We start from the raw sequence: 23,228 nt of genomic DNA on the forward strand, positions 1-23,228 counted from the left end.
ATTCCTTTCATTCCCTTCAGTTCTTTCATTCCCTTCGATCCGATCCTCATCATCCTGCGCCCGTGCCTTTGGAGAGCGGAAAATCGTATGCCGGTCGCTGTAAATCGCCATCGGCAGCCCATACCCCTCGATCCCCATCCCCAGCGCGGCGACATAGCCCGCCATACATTCGTTCTCAGTGAAACAGGCGCCAGTCACGATCCCCGTCGCATCGTCAATATAAGCGTGCAACGTCGCACGCCCGTTCCCCCTGCCAAACCATTCAAACGACGTGGCGTCAGTCTGCCACAACATCCCCGCGGCCACCTTCCGCGGTCGGGAACGGTGAAGCTTCGGCCGTCGCCGCACACTCTTCTTGCTCCTGATCCCCTCGTCCTTCAGGATGCGGACGACACTCGAACGACTGATCCCGATCCCCTCTCGTTCGTTCAGGCATTCCGCAAAGTGAGAGAAGTTGAAATCGTAATAGACCTCCTCATACGCCTTCAGCACCGACTCCCGAACCTCATCTCCGATCCTGCGCCGAGACGTTCTGCCGCGGTTGCCGTGAACAAGCCCCGCCGCCCCTTGAACGACGAACCTCTTTTTGATCCTGATGATTTGCCGTTGACAGAGCCCCAGCTTCTCCGCCGCCTCCCTGTTCGTCATGCGTCCCTCGACAAGCGCTCCGATAATCCTGATACGATCCAGTTCCTTTTGTGACAATGTCATTCGCTCCTGTTTCATGAACGGTATTATCTCAGAGTGACATTTTCTTGGAACAGTTATGGGGGACTTTATCACTGAACAACGACAGTTTTTAGAGATCTTATTGAATTTTATCATGCTAAATAATATAATAAATATATTTTTGCATAAAAATACAGTATCAAATTATGCAGGCGCACAATTCTAAAAATAAAGCCCCCTGAAGGAGCGTCCTTTCAAAACGCGTTCCTTCAGGGGGCTTTCACGATTCTCCGCCGGCGCCGTTTTTCGCGTACAGAAAAAACAGCGCCAGACGGAACGGCGTTGAGCCGTATCGGTTCAGGGGAAGAAGTTCCATGATCCGCTTGTGGCGGTAAAGCAGGGTGTTGCGATGGATGTGCAGCCGTTGAGCGGCTTTTTCGGAGGAACCGTCGCAGGCGAACCAGACGCGAAGGGTCTGCGCGAGACTGGAATGCTTTTTCACGTCTTCGTCGAGGAGGGGACGCAGACAGCGCGAGGCGGCCTCCTGAAGCTCGGCCGGCGGCCGGTTCTTTTTGAGGAGATCCAGAAGTTCCAGCTCCGAGTAGACGAAGACGCCTTCGTCGAAGCCGAGCTGTGCGCCGAGCCGCAGGGCCGCTCTCGCTTCCGCGAAGCTCTGGACGATATTTTTCAGCGGCGCGGGGCCGGAGATGCCCAGGCTTTGGCGTTCCAGCTGCTGCGGCAGGCAGCATTTCAGAAATTCGACGAAGTGATCCGCCCGCTCGCCGGGCAGCTGAGCGACGAGCATGCGCAGGGAGCTGTTGGCGCTGTACTGGAAAGCGCGCGGCGGCGGCAGGGAAGGCCGCTGCGGCGGCAGATTTTCCCATTGCAGGCTCCATACGCTCCGGGAGCTTTCCCAGCCCTGCCGTTTCAGCGACTCGAGCAGGCCGACGGGATCCTGCTCCAGCTGAAAAAGGCTGAGAGGCTCGCCGGCGTCGTCGCGACAGCTCCGTTCGCTGCGGAATATCTCGCGCATGACCGTGCGCGAGACAACGGCATAAGCCAGTCCTTTGGGCAGGATGACCAGGGGAAAGTCCAGCTCGTCGGCGAGGCTGAATGCCTGCGGCGGGATCGCGCTGATGAAACGTCCCAGCTTGACGCCCAGCCCGGCGGCTCTGCCTGCGCTCAAGACGCGGATGATGCGGCAGATCTGCTCGGGATTGTTGCGGAAGGCGTAACCGGTCGTGAAGGAGAACGTGTCGGGGCGGCACCAGCCGGAAGGGTCGGGGATCTCGATGAAATCGATGAAGCGGACGCGGTTTCCCGTCCCTTTTTTGCCTGCCGCGATTTCATGGCCGGCGAAAACGGGTAGCTCGAGCATGTCGGCAACGGTAAACATGACGGCCATCCTAGACCGGAAGTTCTCTGCGGCGGCTTCGGTACCAGCAGCCGCGGTGCTCCGCGCCGGTCGGGCCGCAAGCGGTGTCAAGACAGCTTTTCAGCGACTTTGCGTCGCCCGCGCTTTTTTGAAAAACCGTGCCGGACAACGCCAGAATTTCGTTGAAGAACGCCTCGCCCTGAGGGCGCTCGTCAAAGCTCGCCAGCAGCGTGCAGCCGCCTTCCGCGCCCTGGATGCCGCCCCGCGCGACAATCTGCACTTCCGCGGCGCCGAGGATCTTGCAGGCTTCCGCTTCGTTGATCACGCGGCCGGGGATGGGAATCAGACCTGCCGCCATGCCCATGGACAGATCGGGGGCGAGACGCGACGCGGCGGCCACGGCGTCGTCCAGCGAACAGGGCGCGTATTTTTCGAGTCCGGCCGCAACGATCATCTCCACGCCTTCGGCGGGAAGGCTCGTAAAAAAGTGCAGCGTTCCGCCGAAAGGGCTTCCGGCAAGCATCGCCGCGCGTCCGTGACGATCCACGAGGTTGGCGCCGATCACGCAGGCGTCGCCCGGCGAAAATCTCAATTTTCCGGAGGACCAAAGCTCGGCGTCCAGCGGCGCAGGAACGCCCCGATGCAGCAGAAGGCTGTGAGGGGCCGGGCAGTTTCCGGCGCAGGAACCGGCGCCGCGGCGGTCGATGCGCCCGCAGATCTTCAGCGGAACGCCGCAGACCGCTTCGGAAATCAGCGAAACGGTCGTGCCGCCCTTAAGGAGCAGCCGCCCCTCCGCCAGCGCCCTCCGAACGGCGGGCAGCGTCAATATCGCTTTGGCGATCAAACGCTTGCCCGCTTCGACAGTCAACGAAATCTGCACTTTCACGTGATCCCCTCCGTTCTCGAAAACTGGATTTTTTCCTGAAAACGAACGACGGTCAGTCCGAATCACACCAGCCGCCGTCTCAAGCGCCCCTTTTCGACCGTTCCGCCGTCGGCGGGGATTAGGTACTTGGTGCGGTCGATGAGGAAGATGCGCTCTTCCACGCGGGGCCGGTAGCCGTCGCCGCCGCTCAGCTCGACGGCGTTGGAACCCGCGGCGACCATCCCCAGTCCATGCCCCTTTGCGAGCTGCGCCATTCTGTGCGGCATTTTTCATTATATATTGTTCTTTCACTGTTTAAAATGGCCCAATCGCAAAATCTACAAGACTCAGGCTTATGGTCACAGGAAGAACGGTTGATAAAAGACAGAGCTTTAAATTGCCCTTTGACAAAGGAATCCAAGTCTGGTATATTACGTGTCGCGTTCGTGGATGGGGTTGTAGCTCAGTCGGTTAGAGCGTCGGCCTGTCACGCCGAAGGTCGAGAGTTCGAGTCTCTTCAGCCCCGCCATTCTCCACGCGGAAGTAGCTCAGGGGTAGAGCACAACCTTGCCAAGGTTGGGGTCGCGGGTTCAAATCCCGTCTTCCGCTCCATTAAGAATGAAAGCCCTGCCGTCTGCACGGCGGGGCTTTTTCGTATTTTTCGTCGGGAGCGGCCGTTTGTTCCGTAAGGAAACTATACGTCTCGCCGGACTTTCCGACGCTGGGAATTCTCTTTTAAGGTTTTATCAGGTATGATAAGCGAGATCGCGGCAAAATGAACATCATGATAAGGAGCGGATCGATCCATGCTTGAAAACATCGCAGCGCGTCTGCGCGTCACCCCCGAAGCGCTGAAAGAGGAACTGCGGACTTTTTTCGTCACCACTGTCGGCACCCTGCTCTACTGCGTCGGCACCGTTTTCTTCATCAAACCGGCAATGCTGCCCAACACGGGCGTCATGGGCGTCTGCCTGTTCCTCAACTACCTCAGTGACATTCCGCTGGGGCTCAGCAACGCCGTGTTCAACTTCGCGCTTTTCCTTTTCGCTTACAAGATGCTCCCCAAGCGCTTCTTCTACTGGACGCTCTACTCTACCGTCCTGATGTCGCTGGGCATGGAATTTTTTGCGCGTTTCCCCGCGCCGGTCATCGCCGACCGTATGCTACTGGTCGTCGTCGCGGCCGTGCTGCACGGCATTGCGCTGGCGACGGTGTTTTCAGGCGGAGGCTCCACCGGCGGCATCGACATCGTGTGCGTCGCGGTACGGCGCAAAACGGGCGTGGAGCTAGGCAACATTTCGATGCTGCTGAACTTCGCCGTGATCCTGCTGTTCTTCTGGGTCGTCTCGGTCGAGAACGTCGTCTACGGACTGCTGTTGTCCTACATCACGTCGCTGGTCATGAACGGCGACCTGCGGGCCTTCTCCTCGCGCAAGGAAGCCATGATCATCACCAGCGAAGCGGAACTGGTGCGCAACTACATCGTCTACACGCTGCACCGCGGCGTGACGATCTTCGACGCCCGCGGCGGCTTCAACGCCGCCCCCCGTCACGTGCTGATCACCCTGCTCGCCCCGCGCCAGGAGATCCTGCTGAAGCTGTTCCTCAAAGAACACGACCCCAACGCCTTCCTGCGCCTTTCCGTCGCCTCGGAAGTGCTGGGCAAGGGATTCCAGAAGTGGGAAGAATAACTGAGCCAAATAGCATGTGTCATAAAACTGATGAATGCTTTATGTCGTCCGATAAAAAGAGTTATTCGAGGTCTCCTTGAATAATATTTTGTTAATCAACGATGCTTCCGCTACATATATTTTTCAGGACGATAACCTAGGTCATAACTGTACACGTCAATCCGACGGTTCGCGAGACGGCTGTTTGTCGGATGGAAATATTTGCGCCTACTGTCACACAGATCAACGTCAGCGTAGATAACTCCTTCTTTCATGAGCCCGGGCCCCGCAATTGGATTTCCCCATGGTCCGACAATAATACTCTGTCCGGGGAATTTCATCTTTCCTGTTTGTCCCACGCGGTTCGTGCCAGCAACAATGATGTGGTTGGAGAGAGCATTCGCCATGCACAGTACAGGAGCCATTGTCCAATAAGGATCCGGTAAAGCGCGTGTTTCCTTGACGTCACTCCAGTTGGATGGGACACAGACAATGTCTGCGCCCTGCAATGCAAGTATGCGAAACGTCTCTGGGTAATATGCATCAAGACAAATAATTACACCAATGCGACCTATACGCGTATGAAACACTGGCAGACCGAGATTTCCCGGTTCAACCCAATAGACTTCATCTTCGCAGGGATGAAGCTTGCGATATTTGCCTACAAAACCGTCAGGTCCCACTAATATTGCAGTATTAAAGAGATCGTTTTCTTCCTTCTCCACCAATGAGGCGACAATATAAATGCCATGTTTACGAGCTATATTCTCCAGCATCCGAGAGCTTCTTCCATTCGGCACCGCTTCCGCAAGCGCAAACACGTCGGAACGCCTGTCAAACACGCAACCGGTATTATACATTTCAGGCAGAACAAGCAGATTGGCCCCATTTTGACAGGCTTGCTCGATCATTCGCTGGGCGGTATCAAGATTCTGTCCCACATTTCCCTGTACAACATCCATCTGTACACAAGCTATTCTTGCTGGCGACTGACCGTTCATAATTATCATCCCTCCGCTCTTATTTTTCTTCCAGATAAGCGGGATTCTTCTTGTCCAATTTACTGAAAACAATCATCGCCATGCCAGAAGCAAGGCAACCCCAGATCACATAAGGAATGACCGACTTAAAGTGCATAGAATAGGCACAGACTCCAACACCAAGGATCATGCCGGCGATGAGCCCATTCTTTGTGATAATTCCCTTACGGCGTAGCATATAGCCGAGGAAGATCGGGCAAACAAGCCCGGCAGCCGAATACGAATAGGTCAACACGAGGAGGTTGAGTACCTGGGGAAAATACATAGCAATCAAAGCCGCTGCCGCCAGCACGATCACAGAGAGAACGCGGTTTATCTGTACAGCGGATTTCTCCGAGACTCGAGGATTCAGCACACGGTAAATATCACGATTCAAATTAACAACTACCGATTGGATACCAGAACTGATTGTGGAAAGAATCGTGCATACAACCAATCCAGAAAAGACCGCAACCGCCCATAGAGGTAATTCGTTCATCAACCATCCCGTTGCCATTTCCCGTTCAAGTCCTGGATTCATGGAACGAACACTTAGTCCAACGACAATAGCCCAAACATAGGCTAACAGTGCACAGAAAGCAGAAATAGCTAGACTTTTAATAACCTTGTTCGTTTCTTTACAAGCAAGAATACGCTGATAATACATCTGATTTGTCAGTCCACCAGGAGTGAGTGAAAAAATCCATAAAATACTCGTAGATAAACCAACACTGAATAATGAGCTCGGAAACTGTACAATATCCTGAGGAACTGTCCTCATCACATGTGACATGCCGCCAGCCATTCTCGCTGTTACAATTGCTATCGTTGTACCGATGATAAACATCAGACAACCAAAGACAAAATCCGTCCATGCTACTGTTTTAAGTCCGCTAGGCAATACAAAAAATACACACAGGACAGCCATAGCGCAAATCAAGATATTTAAGGGGATACCTGTAATTGTCGTATATAATTTTGCAAATGCTGTTAAATTTGAACAGCACCAGCCAAATGGAACAACGATAGTCATCAAGCCAGCCAGAATCCTCACAGTTTTGCTAGGACCTGAATAGTGCAGTAAAATTTCGGGAACAGTCGCAAACTTATGTTCGCGCAACCATTTAGCGACGAACATAAGAATAACAAAAGACAACTGGCACAGAATGCCGTAAAGCATCACTGAATATCCGTTACTGAATCCATTGCCAACTTGTCCGACTAGAATTCCACCTCCCATTGCTGTAGCAAATTGTGTACCTACCACGACATACAGAGGAAGCTCACGGCCGCCGACTTCCCAATCATCTACACTAACACTCTTTTTTCTGCCCTTTCTTGTCATCAGCATGCTCAATCCATAGGTTAATAGAAGCGTAGCAAGAATCGCAAAAACAATAACCACAGATTTCATATTAACGCCTCCTAAATTATATTATGAACATCCGGTCATGCCAAAGCAGCTGTTCTAGCCCCTAAAATAATAAAGACTATATACTTTTAGTGGCACTTGACCTTCTGATACAGTTTTTTGAAAGCCGAATTTTTGCTGTAGCCCGTCCACAAAAGCCACCTTTTCAGATCTGCTTCTACCTCGTTGGTGTCTTCGATTTTTAGAAGCCGTCGAAGCGTTTCTTTCATACGGTATGCGCGACAGAGATGGCTGCTATTCTCAGCAATTGTGGCGATCCAGATCTGCTGCTTTTCCAGCTGATGTTCTGGTGCCTTGTCAAGAGTGTAGGCTACATTTTCGATTTTCTCCGCCCGTCCTCTTGTCGCCGCAACAAGCCAAGCTTTCGTATCGCCATTCGTCAGGCATTCCTTATCTCTGGGATGAGTCTGTGCAGCCAACAGAGTCTCGGCGTAAGCTGCGCTTCATGTCTCGTGCTTAACCTAATCCAGGGTGCCCATGGCTCATTTGACGGTGTGGAAAGGATCGATGCCGAGATTCATAAAGTGGTTAACACGTCTAGAACGCTCCGGTTCAATGACAAGGGAGGATATCTCCGTGCTGGCCATAATAGGGGCATGTACGATGGAGAAAGGTCAGTTATTCTCATACCAGTAATCAGAGCGAGCATGGATTCTAATACTGATTCTTAATAGAATAGTTTAACGACAGTCCTGAAGCACTCCAAGGGAGTCCAGTCGCTCGGGCCTGTCTCGCCGGCTGCGCAGTCCGTGCAATTCGCTTTGTGGATCTCCCTCGGAGCGCTATTGCTATTCAGCATTTCAATTAAGAAATAGTTATTAACACCAATTCAGATCAGCGGCTGCCAGTCTCAAAATAATGAATGATTTGTTCCCTCTCCATACTGTCAAGGCTAAGATTCTTTAAACAGCGGCCGCTCGCTCGGAAATCTCGTTTATAGATTGCGCTTGTCAGCTGGATAACAGCGTCGATATTGGGCGTGGCAACGCCCGCTTTACGCCCCAGCTCGGAGATTGGCACAAGGCTCATTGGTACATCCTCAGTAATATAACGGGCATCAATTGTCTTTGGTGCCTTGATTGTGCTGTAGGCGGCATTATTCTGAATCAAATGATACAAATCCTCTCCATGAGTATCATACGATTCAATCAGCCATTCTTCTGCACTGAGGACGCTCACACCATAAGCAGCGGCAACGGCCATACGTTCATTGTCAATCTCTTTGACAAGAACAGTCACGGAAGGGGAAATCCCATCAAGGTAATAACGAAAACCACCAGTTTCACTCTCAACCCTGCCGATATTCAGCAACAGCGGAGTTGGATGGAAAAGCGCACCAATGTTAGAAAGACTTGTCTCCAGACAGTTCTTCGCTGCCACGAACTGTGGATAAAAAGGCCTGAGCATTGCCAATACCTGTTCCGTACGGTTTGCCGGAAGAGCTCCCAGAAGGATCTTTTTCTTTATACCGCTGATTTCCACAGACGAGGGCCCCGTCTTACGACAGGCATAGATCAGTGTCTGTGCCTCCGCAATGGTAACGTCAGCCTTGCAGCCCCGGCTACGGATTACATTGAGAAAATCCAAAGCTCCGCCAGTACGTCCAGGATTCAAGACAACAGTCTGTCCCTCTTCCAACGCATTGAAACAAGCTTCTGCAATCAACCGATGAGTAAAAGAAGGTGTGACAACCATGATCAAATGAATATCCTGAATGGCAAGAGGAATATCAGTCGTCACTAAATTCAACTGACAGTGCGATGTTCGCCCGTTCACGGTTAGATTAACGCCATTTGCTTGTTGAATGCCGGCAATGTACTGTGGAAAAGGGTCACATAGATTTACTTTTACGCCTTGGCTGGAAAGGTATGCGGCGATTGCCGTTCCGCCATTCCCTGCACCAATAACTGCAACACTCGCTTCCATAAAAAAGCTTCCTCTCGCATAAAATAGACTTATCGCTGTTGTTTCTGAATGGCCCTATTCCAGAAGAACAAACGCATCACAACGATCAGGGCAATTGAAGCCGTACAGAGAGTCAACCCTGTCGCCAACGCGCCAAAGTTTTTGATAAAGTACGGATACATTGTCGTCACTAGCCCACCGCCGATAAAAGGGCTCATGAGAGGACACCCAAGAGCATAAATGGTTCCAGCATCCGTCTCCATCTTAGGATCGGACGTACGAAGCAGCATATAGCCAACGGCAGCTACTCCAGTAAATGCACCGAACCGAATGATGCCCTGCTCAAACCAACAATGGGAAAAAACGCGCGGGCTCAGCCAGAACAGCCAGAAATACATGAAGACTGTAATAATGACAGTAGCAATCAGTAGCGGCATCCAATATTCGACCACAACTGGAATCTTGATAGAAGCCATCGCTGCGACGATCAGAATTTCAAGGGCCATGCCTTGGATACGCTGAAAAGTGGCACGATCAAAAAGATCGTGGAGTGACGTATGCTGAATGACAATGTTGATCAACCACCCGCCAATCATGGCAAAAGGGAAAAGCGGCAATCCCTTGTACTTGAATATGGCGCCAAAACTCCACACGATCAGGCGCCCAACAATAACAGCGATACCAATAACGCCTAAATGAAGGGCAAAAGGTTCAACAACATCTTGACTGACCGTCATCTTGGCACTTGCCTCGCGATTACCTTCAGGATAGATCTCCCGCGAGTCTCCGCCGCTTGTTGGCCCAGTCAGAACTTTTGTGTATCTCTTACGAACTCCATAGTTGATAGCCCCCATACCGCCGAAAATACCGATAAGAAGGCCGATCGTAGCTACGGTAGGTGCCAAGGATGCACCATCAATCCAGTTAAGCAACTTAGGATCTTCGAAAAGCGAGGCCATGCCACCCGCCGTTCCATGTCCGCCAGCAAAGCCGATCTCAAACAGGGAGCCAAACAGCGGGTTAACACCAAAAAACGGAGTAAACAAAACGACACACAACAGTGCGGTGACGCCCACCTGCATAAAACTATTCGACCATAGCCAAAGAAGCCCCGTGACGCTGTCATGCAGCGCATATTCTCCCGTCTTCTCTTTTTTCACTCCCAGCAACATACAAGAGAATACAATCGTGATCATTGAGCTTGGTAAAGCACCAATAGATGTCATCATTGCAGCAGGGATAATTTTTAGCGCGTAGGGGCCTAAAGCCAAACCAATAACTCCAGCCAGTAGCGAAGCAGGAATAAAGGCTTTGCGTAAAAAATGTACTTTGAGTCGGATAAGACTGGCAACGACAAGTAACAGACCAACAATACTGATATATAGGAGCAGATTATTAATAGTGCCGCTCGTAATTTTTTCCAAAGGGAACATGTTTTGAGCTCCTTTCCTGAAATACGGCAAAAAATACAATTTTTATGTCACTTTGCACCTATAAAAACCAATATCATCGTATATTTACTTACAAAATGCTCCTAAATAAAAGGCCGCTTAGAGAGAGAACAGAACTATTTCTATGCAAAACCTCATTCTTTCACTTGCAGCGGCCTCATTCTTTTAATATCCTGAGCGATATTAAAGGACCTATTTTATTTGCAAGGGGAAATTGACAAGCAGCCTACACCCAATAAGGAACCTTGGTTCCTATGCCTTTTTCCACTGCTTTATGGTAGGCACGGGAAACTACTGCAATATCTTCAACCCCCATACCGACGGCGTTAAAGTAGATTGTTTCTTCGTCATTCTCACGCCCTTTCTTTTTACCGTTGATGATCTCACCAAGCTCAGCCGTGATCTGCTCATCCTTAAACAGACCATCTCGCCACATCAGCGCTACAGTGCTAATCATACGATGTTTGATAGTTTCCCACGTATCAACGAAAACCTTGTCGGCCAGCCTGACGCAGTCATATGTGTATTCATAATCAGCATTATTGATCATGAGAGCGCCTTTTTTAATCCATTCCGCCTGCACAACGGGCTCTGTCGCAATAGTTACGGTGCTGATAATATCGCTCTTCCTGCAGGCACCGGAAGCGTCTTGAACTGCCGTAACTTTAAGACCGGGATACTTTGCGGTCATTTCCGCGGCGTAGCTTTCGGCACGTTCAAATACAATGTCAGTAATATAAACTTCCTTGATGGACGGACGAACGACCATAGCGGCTTCAAGCTGCGTACGCGACTGTGCTCCCGCACCGAATATCGTCATTGTTTGTGCGTTTTGCACCGCGAGGTACTTCATCGCCAATCCGGCAACGGCGCCAGTACGCTTGGCGCTGACCGTAGTCGCGTCAGAAATACATACCGGCACTTTCGATATTGGATCATTCAGAATCACGGTTACTGTTGCACGTGGCAGTCCTTGTTTGTAGTTGTTGGGATTGCTGCCAATCCATTTAATGCCAGCCATGTTGTATTCGCCACCGACAAAACCTGGCATGGCATTGATGCGCCCGTAAATGTTTTCTTCTTCGATGGTTTTTCCCCAATGAAGAACGATTTTACCGGCATTGATCGCTTCTCCCTTGTCAAGCATCGAGAGAACTCGTTCGATATCGTGAATAACATCCGGCATAGAATTGCCCGCTAGAGAATTGACCTCCTTATTGTTCAAAAATAGAATTTCAAGATGCGAAGTACTCATTGCGTCGCGCTCCTTTTGGAATAAAATTTGCCGAACTGTCCCTGCAGCATCGTACGATGTAATTCAATATTAGCATAAAAATTTTTTCTTGCAACAAAAAAATAAAATTATTTTGTATACATGGACAAAGATTTTTCGACTGAATGGAAAAAACTTTGTTGAAAACCTTGAGATCTTCATCTTCTGAGATATTCATGATGTGATTCAAGCGGAAATTTGTTATGATGGACATAAATCGAGGTGGGGCTGTAATGCAAAATTTCTTGGAAAAAATTCAAAAGAGACAATCTGCTTTTTCTCCCGCAGTGAGAAAAGTTGCAACCTACATCATAGAGCATTACAGTGACATTCCTTTTTGTACGATTACTGATGTAGCGACAGCTGCCGGCGTAAGCGTGACATCGGTGATAAAGTTTTGCACTGAAATGCAGTATTCCGCATTTTCGGAGTTCAAACAGGCAATGCGGGATCATATTCAGCAAACTTTGATTAGTCACTACAATATCAACGACGATAATTTCACCGAGGCACACCAACAGAGCGTTTTGGATGAAGTAACAAGACTAGATATCGAGAATATTCACAGGACAATGAATAACCCGATTAATCAAGAAAATATAAAGAAATTTTTTCACCTAGCTGAAAAAGCTCATATTATCTATACGATGGGATTCCGAACCTCGGCAATCTTTGCAACCTACACAAGTTTATTGTTGCGTATGCAAGGACTTACGGTTTTTCCGATTACGCCCGGAATTGGCGATTATATCGACAAAATGCTTACGGTTCATTCTGACGATTTAGTTATGGCCTTTTCATTCAATCGTTATTCAAAAGACGTGGTCAAGATGCTCAAAACGCTGCATGACAGAAAAATTCCTATCGTTTTAGTGACGGATGACAAGCTTTCACCGTCATATGTTTATGCAGATTTAGTTTTTACATGTTCGACACGGACACAGAATTACGTAGCGTCCTATGTAGGCTGCATGTCGCTCCTCAATTCAATTTTTGCTTATGGTATTTCACATTACAAAAGCTACGTGAAATCTTTAAGTCAACTTGAACAGTTTTATTCTGACTACGAAACTTTTTACGAGCCGTAAGCCCGAGAATTCGATATAAACGTCAAGACACATTGAATGGAATCTGAACGTTGTAAAGAAGAAAAATCTCCCGTCAAAAGGAAACTCCAACACACGCACATTCTCTGGGGAGTCGCTGATTTAATCAGCGACTCCTTAATTCATAATGATTAATCCATCCAGCGCATCATATGCTTCCATAGTGATAGCTCTTTAAGATGATTGAAAATTAACAAAGCCCGGGTTGGATCGTGGCGAACTAAATGTTCGGCATGATCCAACCTGGGCTTTGTCGTATCTCGTATCGATAAAAGCTTTTATTCGATCGCGGTGACGGCGTAGTCCTGATCCTCGACGGCTTTTTTTCCCAACTTTTAGAAGGCAAATAGTCAAACCAAGCGCAACGAGGCAGAGTAGAAAACTTCGTAAGGAGATTTCCAGTGAAGACATTTACGAGGTCGAGAGTTCAAGCGTCTGACATACATCTGGATAACTTCATTAGGTATATCCGTGACATCCTTCTTCTTTGGAAAACATTCCCGTAACAATCCGTTGGTGTTTTCGTTCGTACCCCGCTGCCATGGCTGGTGTGGTTTCGGATAATAGAGTTTCGTTCCGCCCAGACCGGTGCCAATCTGTTCGAAATTGTAGAACTCGCAGCCACGATCCGAAGTGACGCTTTCATGGGGCAGATCTTTCAGCATATCGATGACGGTCCTGGCGACGCTCTTGAGGTACGTACAGACAAAAGCGCCGCTGGAGATGCAGCGGTAAATCGTCGCATAGCTGATGGAGATAGAGTTTTTTCTCTTCTTTCAAGCGTGTAGCGATCTGTTCGGGAGACCACTGCCTGAAGTCCCGACTTTTACAAGGGAAACGAAGACAACCCCATGCAGCATCAAGAGTGAGCGCGTTTTTTTCAACCGCAAATTTTACGGATAGTTCCTCCTGTCGCTTCCCGCACAGCAAGAGGCCATCTCAAAAGCCAATTAAGGCGGCCCTTTGCTTTTCTGTGATGAAATTTATCCAGTGTTGAAGCACTGCATGTAAGCGGAACGAAATGGTATCCTTCGTCTTTAAAGACAGTTCTGCAGTTTGGAGACAGTCCCTTTATTCTGCGCCCCTGCCGGTCAAGAAGAATTTCAGAGCCGCCCATGCAGCTTCAGCGAGCTTTCAACTTCATCTTGCCGCCATTGTTGTTTTGTTGAAGGAGTACAAATCACGTTGTTTTTTAAACAAGGCCCAGTATTATTGAGACAATTTTTGTTACCCCATCTCTTCCATGCGCTTATACCATACGTCCTTCAGCTGACGCGCAGTCTTCGTCGAGGCAAGTCCGCCAACCAGAGTGCCCCGAAGCTCGCGAGGCAGAAGCTGCTGTGTGTTGATCAGGGCATCCACGACTTCGTCCGGTGGAATGACACTCCTGATGCCAGCAAGTGCCATATCGGCTGCAACGTAGGCATTCCCAACGCCAATCGCGTTGCGCTTGATACAGGGAATTTCGACAGGTCCTGCCACGGGGTCACAGATAAGCCCCAGGATGTTCTTGAGGGCAAGCGCCATTGCCTCACAACACTGCAAAGGGGTTCCTCCGGCAAGTTGGACAAGGCCTGCCGCAGCCATCGCGCTGGCGACGCCGATTTCAGACTGACAACCGCCAAGAGCGCCCGATACCGGCGCGCGCTTGGCGATGAGCACGCCCGTCATGGCCGCGACGAGCAGGGCGTCAATGATTTGGTCCTCGCTGGAGTGGAGCTGCTCGGCAGAGGTCAGGAGGCAGCCGGGAATGACGCCGCACGAACCCGCCGTTGGCGAAGCGCAGACACAGCACATGCTGCCGTTGGCCTCCATGACGCCGATCGCGCGCGCGACAGCCGTGCCGACGATGGGGCCTGAGAGATTTTTGCCTTCGTTCACAAGCTTCATGAGCTTCGCACCGTCGTCGCCGGGCATGAAGCCGGCCACAAGGTTGTTTTTGCCAAGGCCGGCGACGACGGACGCCTTCATGGTTTTCCATGCCTCGAGCGTCTTTTTGCGGATCCACTCGCGCGTGACGCCGCTGCGCTGCGCTTCAAATTCCTCGGCCACCGCGGGGATCGAGGAAGCCTTTGCGCGGGCAAGAAGCTCATCGAAGCTATTCACGAGCGGTTCAGCGTTGACAAGCTTGAAGTTCCACAGGCCAGCCAGAGGATAGACCTTTGAAGCAAGGAGCTTCAGCTTCGCCATGGCGTCCTCGCTCAGGGACTTGTCCGAGATCGCCGTGTGAAAATAGACGCCGTCCTTCACGGTCGACACGCAGGACTGGAAGGTTGCGCCGACTGCGGCAGAGAGCTCGGCAGCGGTGTAGGCTTTGGAGGTGGAGAACAAAACGCCGTCCTCGCTGCCATGGAGTTCGACAGGAAAACCGTCGACCTCGCTCATCTGGATTTCGCCGCCGCCGATCGTCAGGCCGACAATCCGATAACGCTCCCCGTTCCGGGTCAGTTCTGTGTCGACAGTTGCCGGGCTGTGGCTTGTGTCGTCTGGGTAACGATGGACGACGACAGGGATCCCTTGCGCCTTGGCTGTCTGGAGCGCCGTTTTGATTCCCGGAGAATCCTCAAGCTGGCCCAGCAGGCCCGCAACAACGCCGGAGTCACTGGCGTGGCCCTTGTACGTCATCGAGAGCGCGCCGTAGAAGTAAAGGTCGATCGTGTCCGGTGCGCCGCCAATCAATTGGCGGCACATGCGCCCGATACGCACCATGCCTGCCGTATGCGAGCTGGATGGCCCTGTCATGATCGGGCCGATGGAGTCAAAAAGGCTCGGAAGACGGTCGGTATTGCCGCCGCTGTTCGTGCACATACCACACTGGGTACAGATGTTCATATGTATTCCTCCATATTTTGTAATAAACCACGCGGGGCGGTCGTATGTTGAAAACGTTTTCTGTTTCACGCTGAATTTCGATCGTAAATTTCAATCGCCTGGCTCCGCTACATCGTCGCGAGCTTTTTGTACCACCAGTCTTTGAGCTCGTGAGCTTTTTTCGTCGCGCACAGCCCGCCGCTCATCATGCCGCGAAGCTCACGGGGCAGATACTGTTGTGTGTTGATCAGGGCGTCAAGGACCTCGTCAGGCGGGATGATGCTCTCAATGCCGGCAAGGGCCATGTCGGCCGCGGCGAACGCATTCGCGACGCCGATAGCGTTGCGCTTGATGCACGGCACTTCGACAGGACCGGCGACCGGATCGCACACGAGCCCAAGGACATTTTTCAGCGCGAGAGCATACGCCTCCTGGACCTGCTTTGCCGATCCGCCGGCCAGCTGAACCAGTGCGGCTGCTGCCATAGCGGACGAAACGCCGATCTCGGACTGGCACCCGCCAAGGGCACCGGAAACGGGAGCGCGTTTTGCGACAAGGACGCCGGTCATTGCGCCGGCCAGGAGAGCGTCGATAATCTGGTCGTCGCTCGAACCAAGCTTTTCTGCCGCGGTCATCAAGCAGCCAGGCATGATGCCGCAGGAGCCTGCCGTCGGACAGGCGACGACCTGACGCATGGAACCGTTACTCTCCATGACAGCAAGCGCACGTGCGATTGCTGTACCCACGACGGGGCCGGAAAGATTCTGATGCGCGTCAACGAGATTCTTGAGCCTCGCGCCGTCGTCGCCAGGAGTCAGGCCGCCCAGCAGACGGTTATGACCAGCGAGGCCGTTCTCGACTGCCACCTTCATGGCATTCCAGGCGGTCAGCGTCTTTTTGCGCACCCACTCGCGGCTCACGCCGCTCCGGCGCTCTTCATACGCCTCCGCGGCAGAGGGGGCTGACGTCTTCTCAGCAAGGGCGAGCCAGCTGGCGAAGGTGTCGAACAGAGGAACCGGGTCTTTCAGTTTAAAATCCCACAGGTTGCGCAGAGGGTAAACGCGGATCGACGCGCCGCGAAGGGCGTTTATCTGCGGCTCTGTCAGGGCCGTCTCGGTCAGAACGGTGTGGAATGCTTTACCGTCGTACTCCGTGGCCGTCACGGACTGGACGGAACGGCCGAGGAACGCTTCGACTTCGCTTTGGCTGAAACGGCGGTCCGCAAGGAACAGCGCGCCGTCTTCAAAACCATGGAGCAGGACGGGCCAGCCGTCCACCTCCTGCATCTCGATCTCGCCGCCGCCTATGGACACGCCGGAGATGCGGTAATGGACGCCGTTCCGCACAAGCGCCATGTCGACGGTCATCGAGTTGCGCGTCGATTCGGGGTCGGCATGATCGTGAACCGGAATGCCGCGTTCGGCGGCAATCCTGAGCATCTTCCCAATCAGGCCGGAGTCTTCGAGCTCACCGAGCAGACCAGCAACAACCGCGCCGTCGCTCGCATGGCCTTTGTACGTTGTCGAGAGCGCGCCGTAGAAATACAGATCGATCGCGTCCGGATTGCCTCCGATCAGCAATCGTCCCATACGCCCGATACGCAGGACGCCCGCTGTGGCGGAGCTGGACGAACCGGTCATGACAGGTCCAATGGAATCGAAGAGGCTTGGCAGTCGGTCTGCACCGCCGCGATCACTGTTGATGCACGCGCCGCAAGTGCTGCAATCAGGCATGGATATTCCTCCAAAATGACTTAAACGAAGTGAAAAGCATAATATAAATTTATCTAATAATATATAAAACAGCGCTGAAAAAGGGCTGCGGCACGAAATATCGCGCGACAGCCCCAGATCATCGCAAGCCTGGCACCCTGCAGACGACCTTCCAGAGTTCAAATCAACTGCGATTCGCGTTGGAAACCTCGGGGTGAAGCTCCGGAAGAGTAGTGCGCTGCGTTGTTATACGAACTCGTACTCTCCGCCAACGCCCTTTTCCTTGGCACGCTCAAGCACGATGCCGCCGACAGCAACGTCCATCGAACCGGTGCCGATCGGCAGGCAGAGAATGCGCTCATGGCTCTCTTCGACCGGGACGACACTCTTCTTGTTGGCGACGACTTCACCGATCGTAGCATACACGTCGCTCTCCTTGAGCTCGCCCTTCTCATAAAGGCCGCTCAGAGCACCGCGGTGCATGCACTGTTCGATGTGGTCGACAATGATTTTGTCGGCGTTCTTGATAAACTTGTCCTCGCACTCCTGGTAGGAGCCCATCGGGAACAGGATCTGCCCGGGCTTGATCCACTCGTCCTTGACGTACTTGTCCTTGGACTGGGTGACGCAGACAATGATGTCTGCATCTTTGCAGACCTCTTCCGGCGTCTTCGCGATGACGATGTTGCCGTCCTTCACAAGGTGCGCGCAGTCGGCCTTATACTTCTCAGACGCAGCGGGGAACACGTCGTACACGACGACCTTGTTCAGCGTAAAGCGCTCGGCGAACGCCATGGTCTGGGTGTGCCCCTGCATGCCGGCGCCGTAAAGCCCCAGCGTAATATTGCGCTTCTTCGTGAGATAGCACGAAGCGACGGCAGACTGGGCGCCGGTGCGCAAGTTCGTGATGTGAGCGCTGTCCATGACGCCGATAAACTGGAGCGTCGGAGCGTCGACCAGCATAAGCAGGGCAGAGACATAGGGCAGGTCCATGAGCGGACGCATGCCGAGGTTGCCGCCAGCCCACTTCAGGCCCGCAATGTCCTCGAAGCCGATGAACGCGGGCATGGCGTTCATGAAGCCCTTGTACGGCGGGTATTCGGCAGTTTCGCCAAGGTCAAGGTTCACCTTGGCGGGGTTAATAACGGTACCTTCGCCCATGCCGTGGTATGTCTTCTCGACGACGTCCACGACGTCTTTCATCGTGATGAGGCTCTTGATCATATCCTGGCTCAGCAGACGGGTTTTCATGTGAAACGTTCCTCCTTATGGGAAAACCTGCGCGACAGCAGGTTCTAAAGGCTTTTGGCAGGGGCCGAAGCGCCACGCTGATCACGGCGGTTGGACAAGAATCCGGCAGCGGCCCGGGAAATCACTCTTTTCAGTCCAGCGGTTTTACACGAACTGGAAGCTGCCACCGATACCCTTCGCGATGGCGCGCTGGTAGATGACGCCGCCGACAGCTACATCCTGAGCGCCGGTGCCAATCGGGATACAAATCGTGCGCTCAGCCGGGCGGTCTTCGACGTATGCGAGTTTCTTTTTGCCAGCAACAAGTTCGCCGATCGTACAGTAGATGTCCTTCTCGGAAAACTTGCCCTCGGACACCACGTGTTTCAAGGCACCGCGGTGTAGGCACTGGCCGATGTGGTCAACGACGATCTTGTCAGCGTTGAGAATGAACTCGTCCGTACACTCCTGCCAGCTGCCCATCGGGAAGAAGACTTGCTTCGGCCTAATCCAACTGTCTTCGACGATCGGTTTCTGGGCCTGGGTGACAGCGACAATAGCATCACAGTCTTCAACCACGTCACGCGGAACAGAGCAGATCTCAATGTTGCCATTCTTCACGTACTGAGCAACATCTTTCTTGAACTTCTCGGCAGCCGGTGTGTAAACATCATACACCTTGATCTTGTTGAGCGTAAAGATTTCAGCAAATGCCATAACCTGCGTACGAGCCTGCATTCCAGCGCCGTACAGACCGAACGTGATGTTCCGCTTCTTCGTGAGGTACTTCATTGCAACGGCAGATTGAGCGCCAGTACGGTAATTCGTAATCATCGCGCTATCCATGACGGACTTGAACTGGAGCGTCACGGGGTCAACGAGGAACATCATCGAAGAAATGTAGGGCAGTCCGAGGGCTTTTCGTTTACCGAGCGCGCCGCCAGCCCACTTGATGCCGGCAACGTTCTCCCAGCCGATGTAGGCCGGCATGGCGTTCATGTAGCCCGCATAGGGCGGGTATGGGCTGGTCTCGCCAAGGTCAAGGTTGACCTTGGTCGGGTTGATGACGTTTCCTTCGCCCATGCCGCGGAAGTTCTTTTCCACGATTTCGACAACATCTTTCATTGTAATCAAGCTCATGGCTTCCTTCTGGCTCAGCAACAACGTTTTCATGCACAGATTCCTCCTTGCGGAAAAGTAAGACCGTCAAACTGAAAACCATATAGACGCAAAATAGAGTAAAACGTTTGAACGTTACGGCAACGCAACGGGACCGCAGGCCTAGCACAACGCCCAGCCAGCGGAAAGACTTTAGACGCAACGTATCTACGACGGCTTGGCTGAGTCAATCTTGTTGCGCTCGTAGAGCAGGCGACACATCGTCTGATCGGCACCCGCTGTGCCTTCCTTGGCCATGCGCCCCACAAGGTGGACAGTCTCATCCGCTGTGTTGCAGACAAAACCATCGCCGCCCTTGACAAAGTGACCGTTCATCGCCATGTAGGAGCTCTCAATCGCGACGCCGGAGGACATGGACAACTTCAGCGCACAACCATGCTTCGCACCGTCACACAAAATGCCAAACACAGAACCTACGACGTTACGTATCGCGCCATCAACTTCTTTCGTGCCACCGCCTAGCAACATCACCATGCCGCCTGCGATACCGACACTCGACGCCAGCGCGCACGCGCAGAACATTGAGAGACGACCAATCAGACTCTTCATCTGTACACAGAGCAGGAAACTCGCTGCAAGAGCGCGCATGATCTCTTCTTCCGATTTGCCAAGACTCTCCCCCATGGAAATTAACGGCATAGAACATGTGATACCGACATTACCACTCGTTGCGCAACTCATCGTCGGATATTCAAGTCCCTGCATGCGAGCATCAGAAGCCGCCGCCGCATAGCTCTTAGCTTTCGTAATTGGGGAAGGCCACGGGATCTCGAGAATTCCGTTGCCGAAATTTTCGCCAACACCCGGCTTATACCCCTGCTCGGCGATAATCTTGTTCATTCCGATGGCCTCGCGGCAGATGCTGATTTCCTCAATCGGGACCTGTTTCGCGAAGTCAATGATCTCGCTGATTTTATAGTCAAGGATCGTGTCATGCGAACGGTCAACAACAGAATCAAAGTTCTTCTCGTACTGTCCTTCAATGAGCTTGCCGTTCAATTCGCGGAAAATGATATTCGTGTGCGTTTTGCCGACAAGCACGTGTCCTTCGCCCTTGCCTGTCGCAACCCATGCTTCAATATAGAGGCCAACGCTGTCAAAATCCCACTGAATCTTGACGTCAACGTTCGGCAGGAAGGCCTTGGCTTTTGCTGCATCGGACGGCGTCACATCCTTGAGTACTTCAAGCCCCGCCGATGAAACGCCGGCGATAGCGCCCAACGATGCGGCGATCTCAATACCACGCATGTCAATACCTGGGATACCGACGGCAACGTTCTTGATGTACGAGTCTTTGTCCATAACAATGCGAACCTTTTTCGGTTCGCCGCCTACAGTATCCTTTGCGGCAGCCGCAGCAAACGCAACAGCTACAGGTCCCGTACAGCCAAGGGCCGGTCTGACTTCCTTGTTGAGAATGGTAAGTAGAATACTTTGACGATTTACCATCGACAAAAATCCCTTTCCTATAAAATGTACAAAATTATTCAATTTGTGCTGCCACTGACACATGAAAGCTTAGGGAATATGTTCCCAGCCTTTTTGTTAGTTTGACATTAGCTCGATATTATTCTGCACAGTGATTAATAATATATTTCACAACGTTTCGATGCCTTGCGTGAGTTTTTGATGTGTGCTACGATTATAATCTACTTACAGAACGAAACAGTGTAAAAAGAGAATAATCAATAACACATTTTAAATGCAAATCTGATGGAGCGTGTTTTTATGATTCGACCGCTGGAGAAAGGTACCTATTACACTGAAATTATTGCCCAGCTGAAAAAAGAGATTGCAAACGGCACGTGGAAACTTGGCGAACGCTTGCCTGGAGAGCTCGCCCTTGCGAAGCAGTTCAATGTGAGCCGCAGTAGCATCCGCGAGGCACTTAAAGCTCTGGCTTACGCTGGCATCGTCGAATCAAAACCCGGGCGAGGCACATTTCTACTCCACGTACTCGATGCTCCTGAAGCGGACGACTTCGACGACAGTGCTTACGCGAAGCTCATTGAAGTCCGCAAGCTTATTGAGGGACAGGCCGCGTACTGGTGCGTACAGCGCGCCACGCCACAACAGATTCAGAAACTTGAAGCTATCCTCCGCGAAGGAGAGGAGGACGGGGACGCCGCACTTAACGTGGCACATATGAAGTTCCACGCCGCGATTGCCAGGCTAGCCGACAATCCGTACCTGACGCGCATGATCGACTCACTGAACGGTGAAATCAAGCGCCAGAAAGAGGTGAATTTCAAGATGTTGCCACGAGAAGACCGCAAGGAGCACTGGAAAGTTCTTGAGGCGATCAAGTCCGGCGATCCATCTCTGGCCCGCCGCGTCATGGTGAAGCACGTCGAGGTCTTCTGGAAAAAGGGGTACAAGCACGCTCCTGCGACAGAAGAGACACAAGAACAATAAACGCACTAATCAACACGTTGTTTTCTAAGAGCGCGCCCTCAATTTGAGAGCGCGCTTATTCTTATGAATCTCGATTTCATCAACAATTCAATTCAGATAAAAAGATGTTAGTCAACGATCGTTGCAAGGATTTCTTCATAGCCCTTCTTGCCACAGATTTGCTCAAGGACCGGAAATGTCGCCTTGCGTCCGACCTCGGAAAAGTGCTCAAGCTGTTCGGGCGTCGGACGGTAAACCTTAATGCCTTTTTCTTCAAGCTTCTTGAGATAGCTTTCAGTCTCAGGCGGGGCAACGGCCCAACGCTCAGCTTCGAAGTCCGCAGCAGCCTTGTCAAGAGTGGCACGATCAGCATCGGACAGTCCGTCGTACAGCTCCTTGTTAATGATGAGCGGCCAACACTCAAAGTGCGTGTTGATGGGAATCTCAGCCTTCATTATGTCCTTGAAGTTCACGTAGTGGTTTTCAGCACCGGCACCGAAGATGCCCTCAACCATGCCAGTCTGAGCCGCAGTAAAGAACTCGGAGAATGGAAGTGGCGTGGCCTGAAAACCAAAGGCGTCAGCAAGCGCTTCCCACTGCTTCGTGCTCGGCACACGAACCTTCAGGTTCTTCTTCTCGGTATCAAGCGGATTGGCGACATCTTTGGTCAGAGCGATACCGCCAAAGTAAATCGGCCAATAGGCAAGGACCTTAACATTCTGTTTCTCGAGAATCTCTTCGCAGAAAGCTGTGAACCTTGCTCCCTTGCTGTAGTTCTTCTTCGCTGTCTCCCAGTCCTTGACAAGGTAAGGTTGAATGAAGGCGGACAGACGTTTGTCGACCTGCCAGCTCATGGAACCACACTGCATCTCGACCGAGCCGAGAGAGACAAGCTCCTGCACTGTCGTGTAGTCGCCGAGAACGCTGTTCGGATAAATCTGGATATCAATGCGGCCGTCGGTGCCCTTCTTCACGTCGTCAACGAACTTATGAACCGCGATATCAATCGCTGAACCTTCGGGACGAATCGTGGCAAGCTTCCACGGCGCGGCAACTGCGGCTGTACCCATGTAGAAAACAGCGAAAGCAGCAAACAGAACGTTCAACTTTTTCATGTAAAACCCTCCTCAACAAAAA

The 23,228-nt window shown here is 52.0% G+C and carries 20 protein-coding genes and 2 tRNA genes; 5 read left to right on the plus strand and 17 right to left on the minus strand.

Annotation, left to right across the window (positions count from 1 at the left end):
* The 4 genes from D7D26_RS01335 to D7D26_RS12100 form a co-directional block, all read right to left on the minus strand.
* A partial coding sequence (locus tag D7D26_RS01335) for a helix-turn-helix domain-containing protein (protein WP_158606217.1) occupies positions 1 to 726 on the minus strand: 726 nt, incomplete at its 3' end.
* Positions 727 to 949: 223 nt separating this feature from the next.
* Positions 950 to 2,065, minus strand: coding sequence for a PucR family transcriptional regulator (locus D7D26_RS01340; protein ID WP_158606218.1), 1,116 nt, complete (start codon positions 2,063 to 2,065; stop codon positions 950 to 952).
* A gap of 10 nt (positions 2,066 to 2,075) precedes the next feature.
* Positions 2,076 to 2,930 (minus strand): hypothetical protein, encoded by an 855-nt coding sequence (locus D7D26_RS01345; RefSeq protein WP_120371721.1) that lies wholly within the window; start codon positions 2,928 to 2,930, stop codon positions 2,076 to 2,078.
* A gap of 62 nt (positions 2,931 to 2,992) precedes the next feature.
* Complete coding sequence (locus D7D26_RS12100; RefSeq protein ID WP_147413020.1) at positions 2,993 to 3,184, minus strand: hypothetical protein; 192 nt, start codon at positions 3,182 to 3,184, stop codon at positions 2,993 to 2,995.
* Positions 3,185 to 3,361: 177 nt separating this feature from the next.
* Between D7D26_RS12100 and D7D26_RS01350 the strand changes: the two genes are divergently transcribed.
* The 3 genes from D7D26_RS01350 to D7D26_RS01360 all read left to right on the plus strand — a co-directional run bounded on the left by D7D26_RS01350 (position 3,362) and on the right by D7D26_RS01360 (position 4,600).
* A tRNA-Asp gene (locus tag D7D26_RS01350) sits at positions 3,362 to 3,438 on the plus strand.
* 8 nt (positions 3,439 to 3,446) lie between these two features.
* Positions 3,447 to 3,521, plus strand: a tRNA-Gly gene (locus D7D26_RS01355).
* Positions 3,522 to 3,715: 194 nt separating this feature from the next.
* A complete protein-coding gene (locus tag D7D26_RS01360; RefSeq protein ID WP_009165143.1) occupies positions 3,716 to 4,600 on the plus strand; it encodes a YitT family protein in 885 nt (294 codons plus the stop codon).
* A gap of 110 nt (positions 4,601 to 4,710) precedes the next feature.
* Here the strand turns inward: D7D26_RS01360 and D7D26_RS01365 are convergent, their stop codons facing one another.
* From D7D26_RS01365 to D7D26_RS01390, 6 genes are all read right to left on the minus strand, one after another.
* The gene (locus tag D7D26_RS01365) at positions 4,711 to 5,580 is read right to left on the minus strand and encodes a nitrilase-related carbon-nitrogen hydrolase (RefSeq protein WP_040550858.1); all 870 of its coding nucleotides are present in this window, start codon (positions 5,578 to 5,580) and stop codon (positions 4,711 to 4,713) included.
* Positions 5,581 to 5,599: 19 nt separating this feature from the next.
* Complete coding sequence (locus D7D26_RS01370; RefSeq protein ID WP_120371722.1) at positions 5,600 to 7,012, minus strand: sodium:solute symporter family protein; 1,413 nt, start codon at positions 7,010 to 7,012, stop codon at positions 5,600 to 5,602.
* Positions 7,013 to 7,098: 86 nt separating this feature from the next.
* On the minus strand, positions 7,099 to 7,449 hold the full coding sequence (locus D7D26_RS01375) for a transposase (RefSeq protein WP_158606219.1): 351 nt from the start codon (positions 7,447 to 7,449) through the stop codon (positions 7,099 to 7,101).
* A 415-nt stretch (positions 7,450 to 7,864) separates the two neighbouring features.
* The gene (locus D7D26_RS01380) at positions 7,865 to 8,956 is read right to left on the minus strand and encodes an NAD/NADP-dependent octopine/nopaline dehydrogenase family protein (RefSeq protein ID WP_120371724.1); all 1,092 of its coding nucleotides are present in this window, start codon (positions 8,954 to 8,956) and stop codon (positions 7,865 to 7,867) included.
* 29 nt (positions 8,957 to 8,985) lie between these two features.
* On the minus strand, positions 8,986 to 10,368 hold the full coding sequence (locus D7D26_RS01385; protein WP_078014969.1) for a sodium/glutamate symporter: 1,383 nt from the start codon (positions 10,366 to 10,368) through the stop codon (positions 8,986 to 8,988).
* A gap of 244 nt (positions 10,369 to 10,612) precedes the next feature.
* Entirely contained in the window at positions 10,613 to 11,641 is a 1,029-nt protein-coding gene (locus D7D26_RS01390) for an ornithine cyclodeaminase family protein (RefSeq protein ID WP_009165136.1), read from the minus strand.
* Between the two features lie 224 nt (positions 11,642 to 11,865).
* On the opposite strand from D7D26_RS01390, the gene D7D26_RS01395 reads away from it, so the two are divergent.
* Positions 11,866 to 12,747 (plus strand): MurR/RpiR family transcriptional regulator, encoded by an 882-nt coding sequence (locus tag D7D26_RS01395; protein WP_158606220.1) that lies wholly within the window; start codon positions 11,866 to 11,868, stop codon positions 12,745 to 12,747.
* Between the two features lie 368 nt (positions 12,748 to 13,115).
* Here the strand turns inward: D7D26_RS01395 and D7D26_RS01400 are convergent, their stop codons facing one another.
* The 6 genes from D7D26_RS01400 to D7D26_RS01425 form a co-directional block, all read right to left on the minus strand.
* On the minus strand, positions 13,116 to 13,430 hold the full coding sequence (locus D7D26_RS01400) for an IS30 family transposase (RefSeq protein ID WP_120371726.1): 315 nt from the start codon (positions 13,428 to 13,430) through the stop codon (positions 13,116 to 13,118).
* A 562-nt stretch (positions 13,431 to 13,992) separates the two neighbouring features.
* Complete coding sequence (gene sdaAA, locus D7D26_RS01405) at positions 13,993 to 15,597, minus strand: L-serine ammonia-lyase, iron-sulfur-dependent, subunit alpha (RefSeq protein ID WP_120371727.1); 1,605 nt, start codon at positions 15,595 to 15,597, stop codon at positions 13,993 to 13,995.
* Positions 15,598 to 15,704: 107 nt separating this feature from the next.
* Positions 15,705 to 17,309, minus strand: a complete 1,605-nt coding sequence (gene sdaAA, locus D7D26_RS01410; protein ID WP_120371728.1) for an L-serine ammonia-lyase, iron-sulfur-dependent, subunit alpha — start codon at positions 17,307 to 17,309, stop codon at positions 15,705 to 15,707.
* Between the two features lie 225 nt (positions 17,310 to 17,534).
* A complete protein-coding gene (locus D7D26_RS01415) occupies positions 17,535 to 18,539 on the minus strand; it encodes an ornithine cyclodeaminase family protein (RefSeq protein WP_078014965.1) in 1,005 nt (334 codons plus the stop codon).
* Between the two features lie 144 nt (positions 18,540 to 18,683).
* Complete coding sequence (locus D7D26_RS01420) at positions 18,684 to 19,691, minus strand: ornithine cyclodeaminase family protein (protein WP_009165129.1); 1,008 nt, start codon at positions 19,689 to 19,691, stop codon at positions 18,684 to 18,686.
* Positions 19,692 to 19,844: 153 nt separating this feature from the next.
* Complete coding sequence (locus D7D26_RS01425; RefSeq protein WP_120371729.1) at positions 19,845 to 21,209, minus strand: L-serine ammonia-lyase, iron-sulfur-dependent, subunit alpha; 1,365 nt, start codon at positions 21,207 to 21,209, stop codon at positions 19,845 to 19,847.
* Positions 21,210 to 21,425: 216 nt separating this feature from the next.
* On the opposite strand from D7D26_RS01425, the gene D7D26_RS01430 reads away from it, so the two are divergent.
* Positions 21,426 to 22,112, plus strand: coding sequence for a FadR/GntR family transcriptional regulator (locus D7D26_RS01430; protein ID WP_158606221.1), 687 nt, complete (start codon positions 21,426 to 21,428; stop codon positions 22,110 to 22,112).
* Positions 22,113 to 22,219: 107 nt separating this feature from the next.
* On the opposite strand, the gene dctP is transcribed toward D7D26_RS01430, so the two are convergent.
* A complete protein-coding gene (gene dctP, locus D7D26_RS01435) occupies positions 22,220 to 23,206 on the minus strand; it encodes a TRAP transporter substrate-binding protein DctP (RefSeq protein WP_120371730.1) in 987 nt (328 codons plus the stop codon).
* Positions 23,207 to 23,228: the final 22 nt, after the last annotated feature.

This window comes from Pyramidobacter sp. CG50-2, from assembly GCF_003612005.1.
Classification (GTDB): domain Bacteria; phylum Synergistota; class Synergistia; order Synergistales; family Dethiosulfovibrionaceae; genus Pyramidobacter.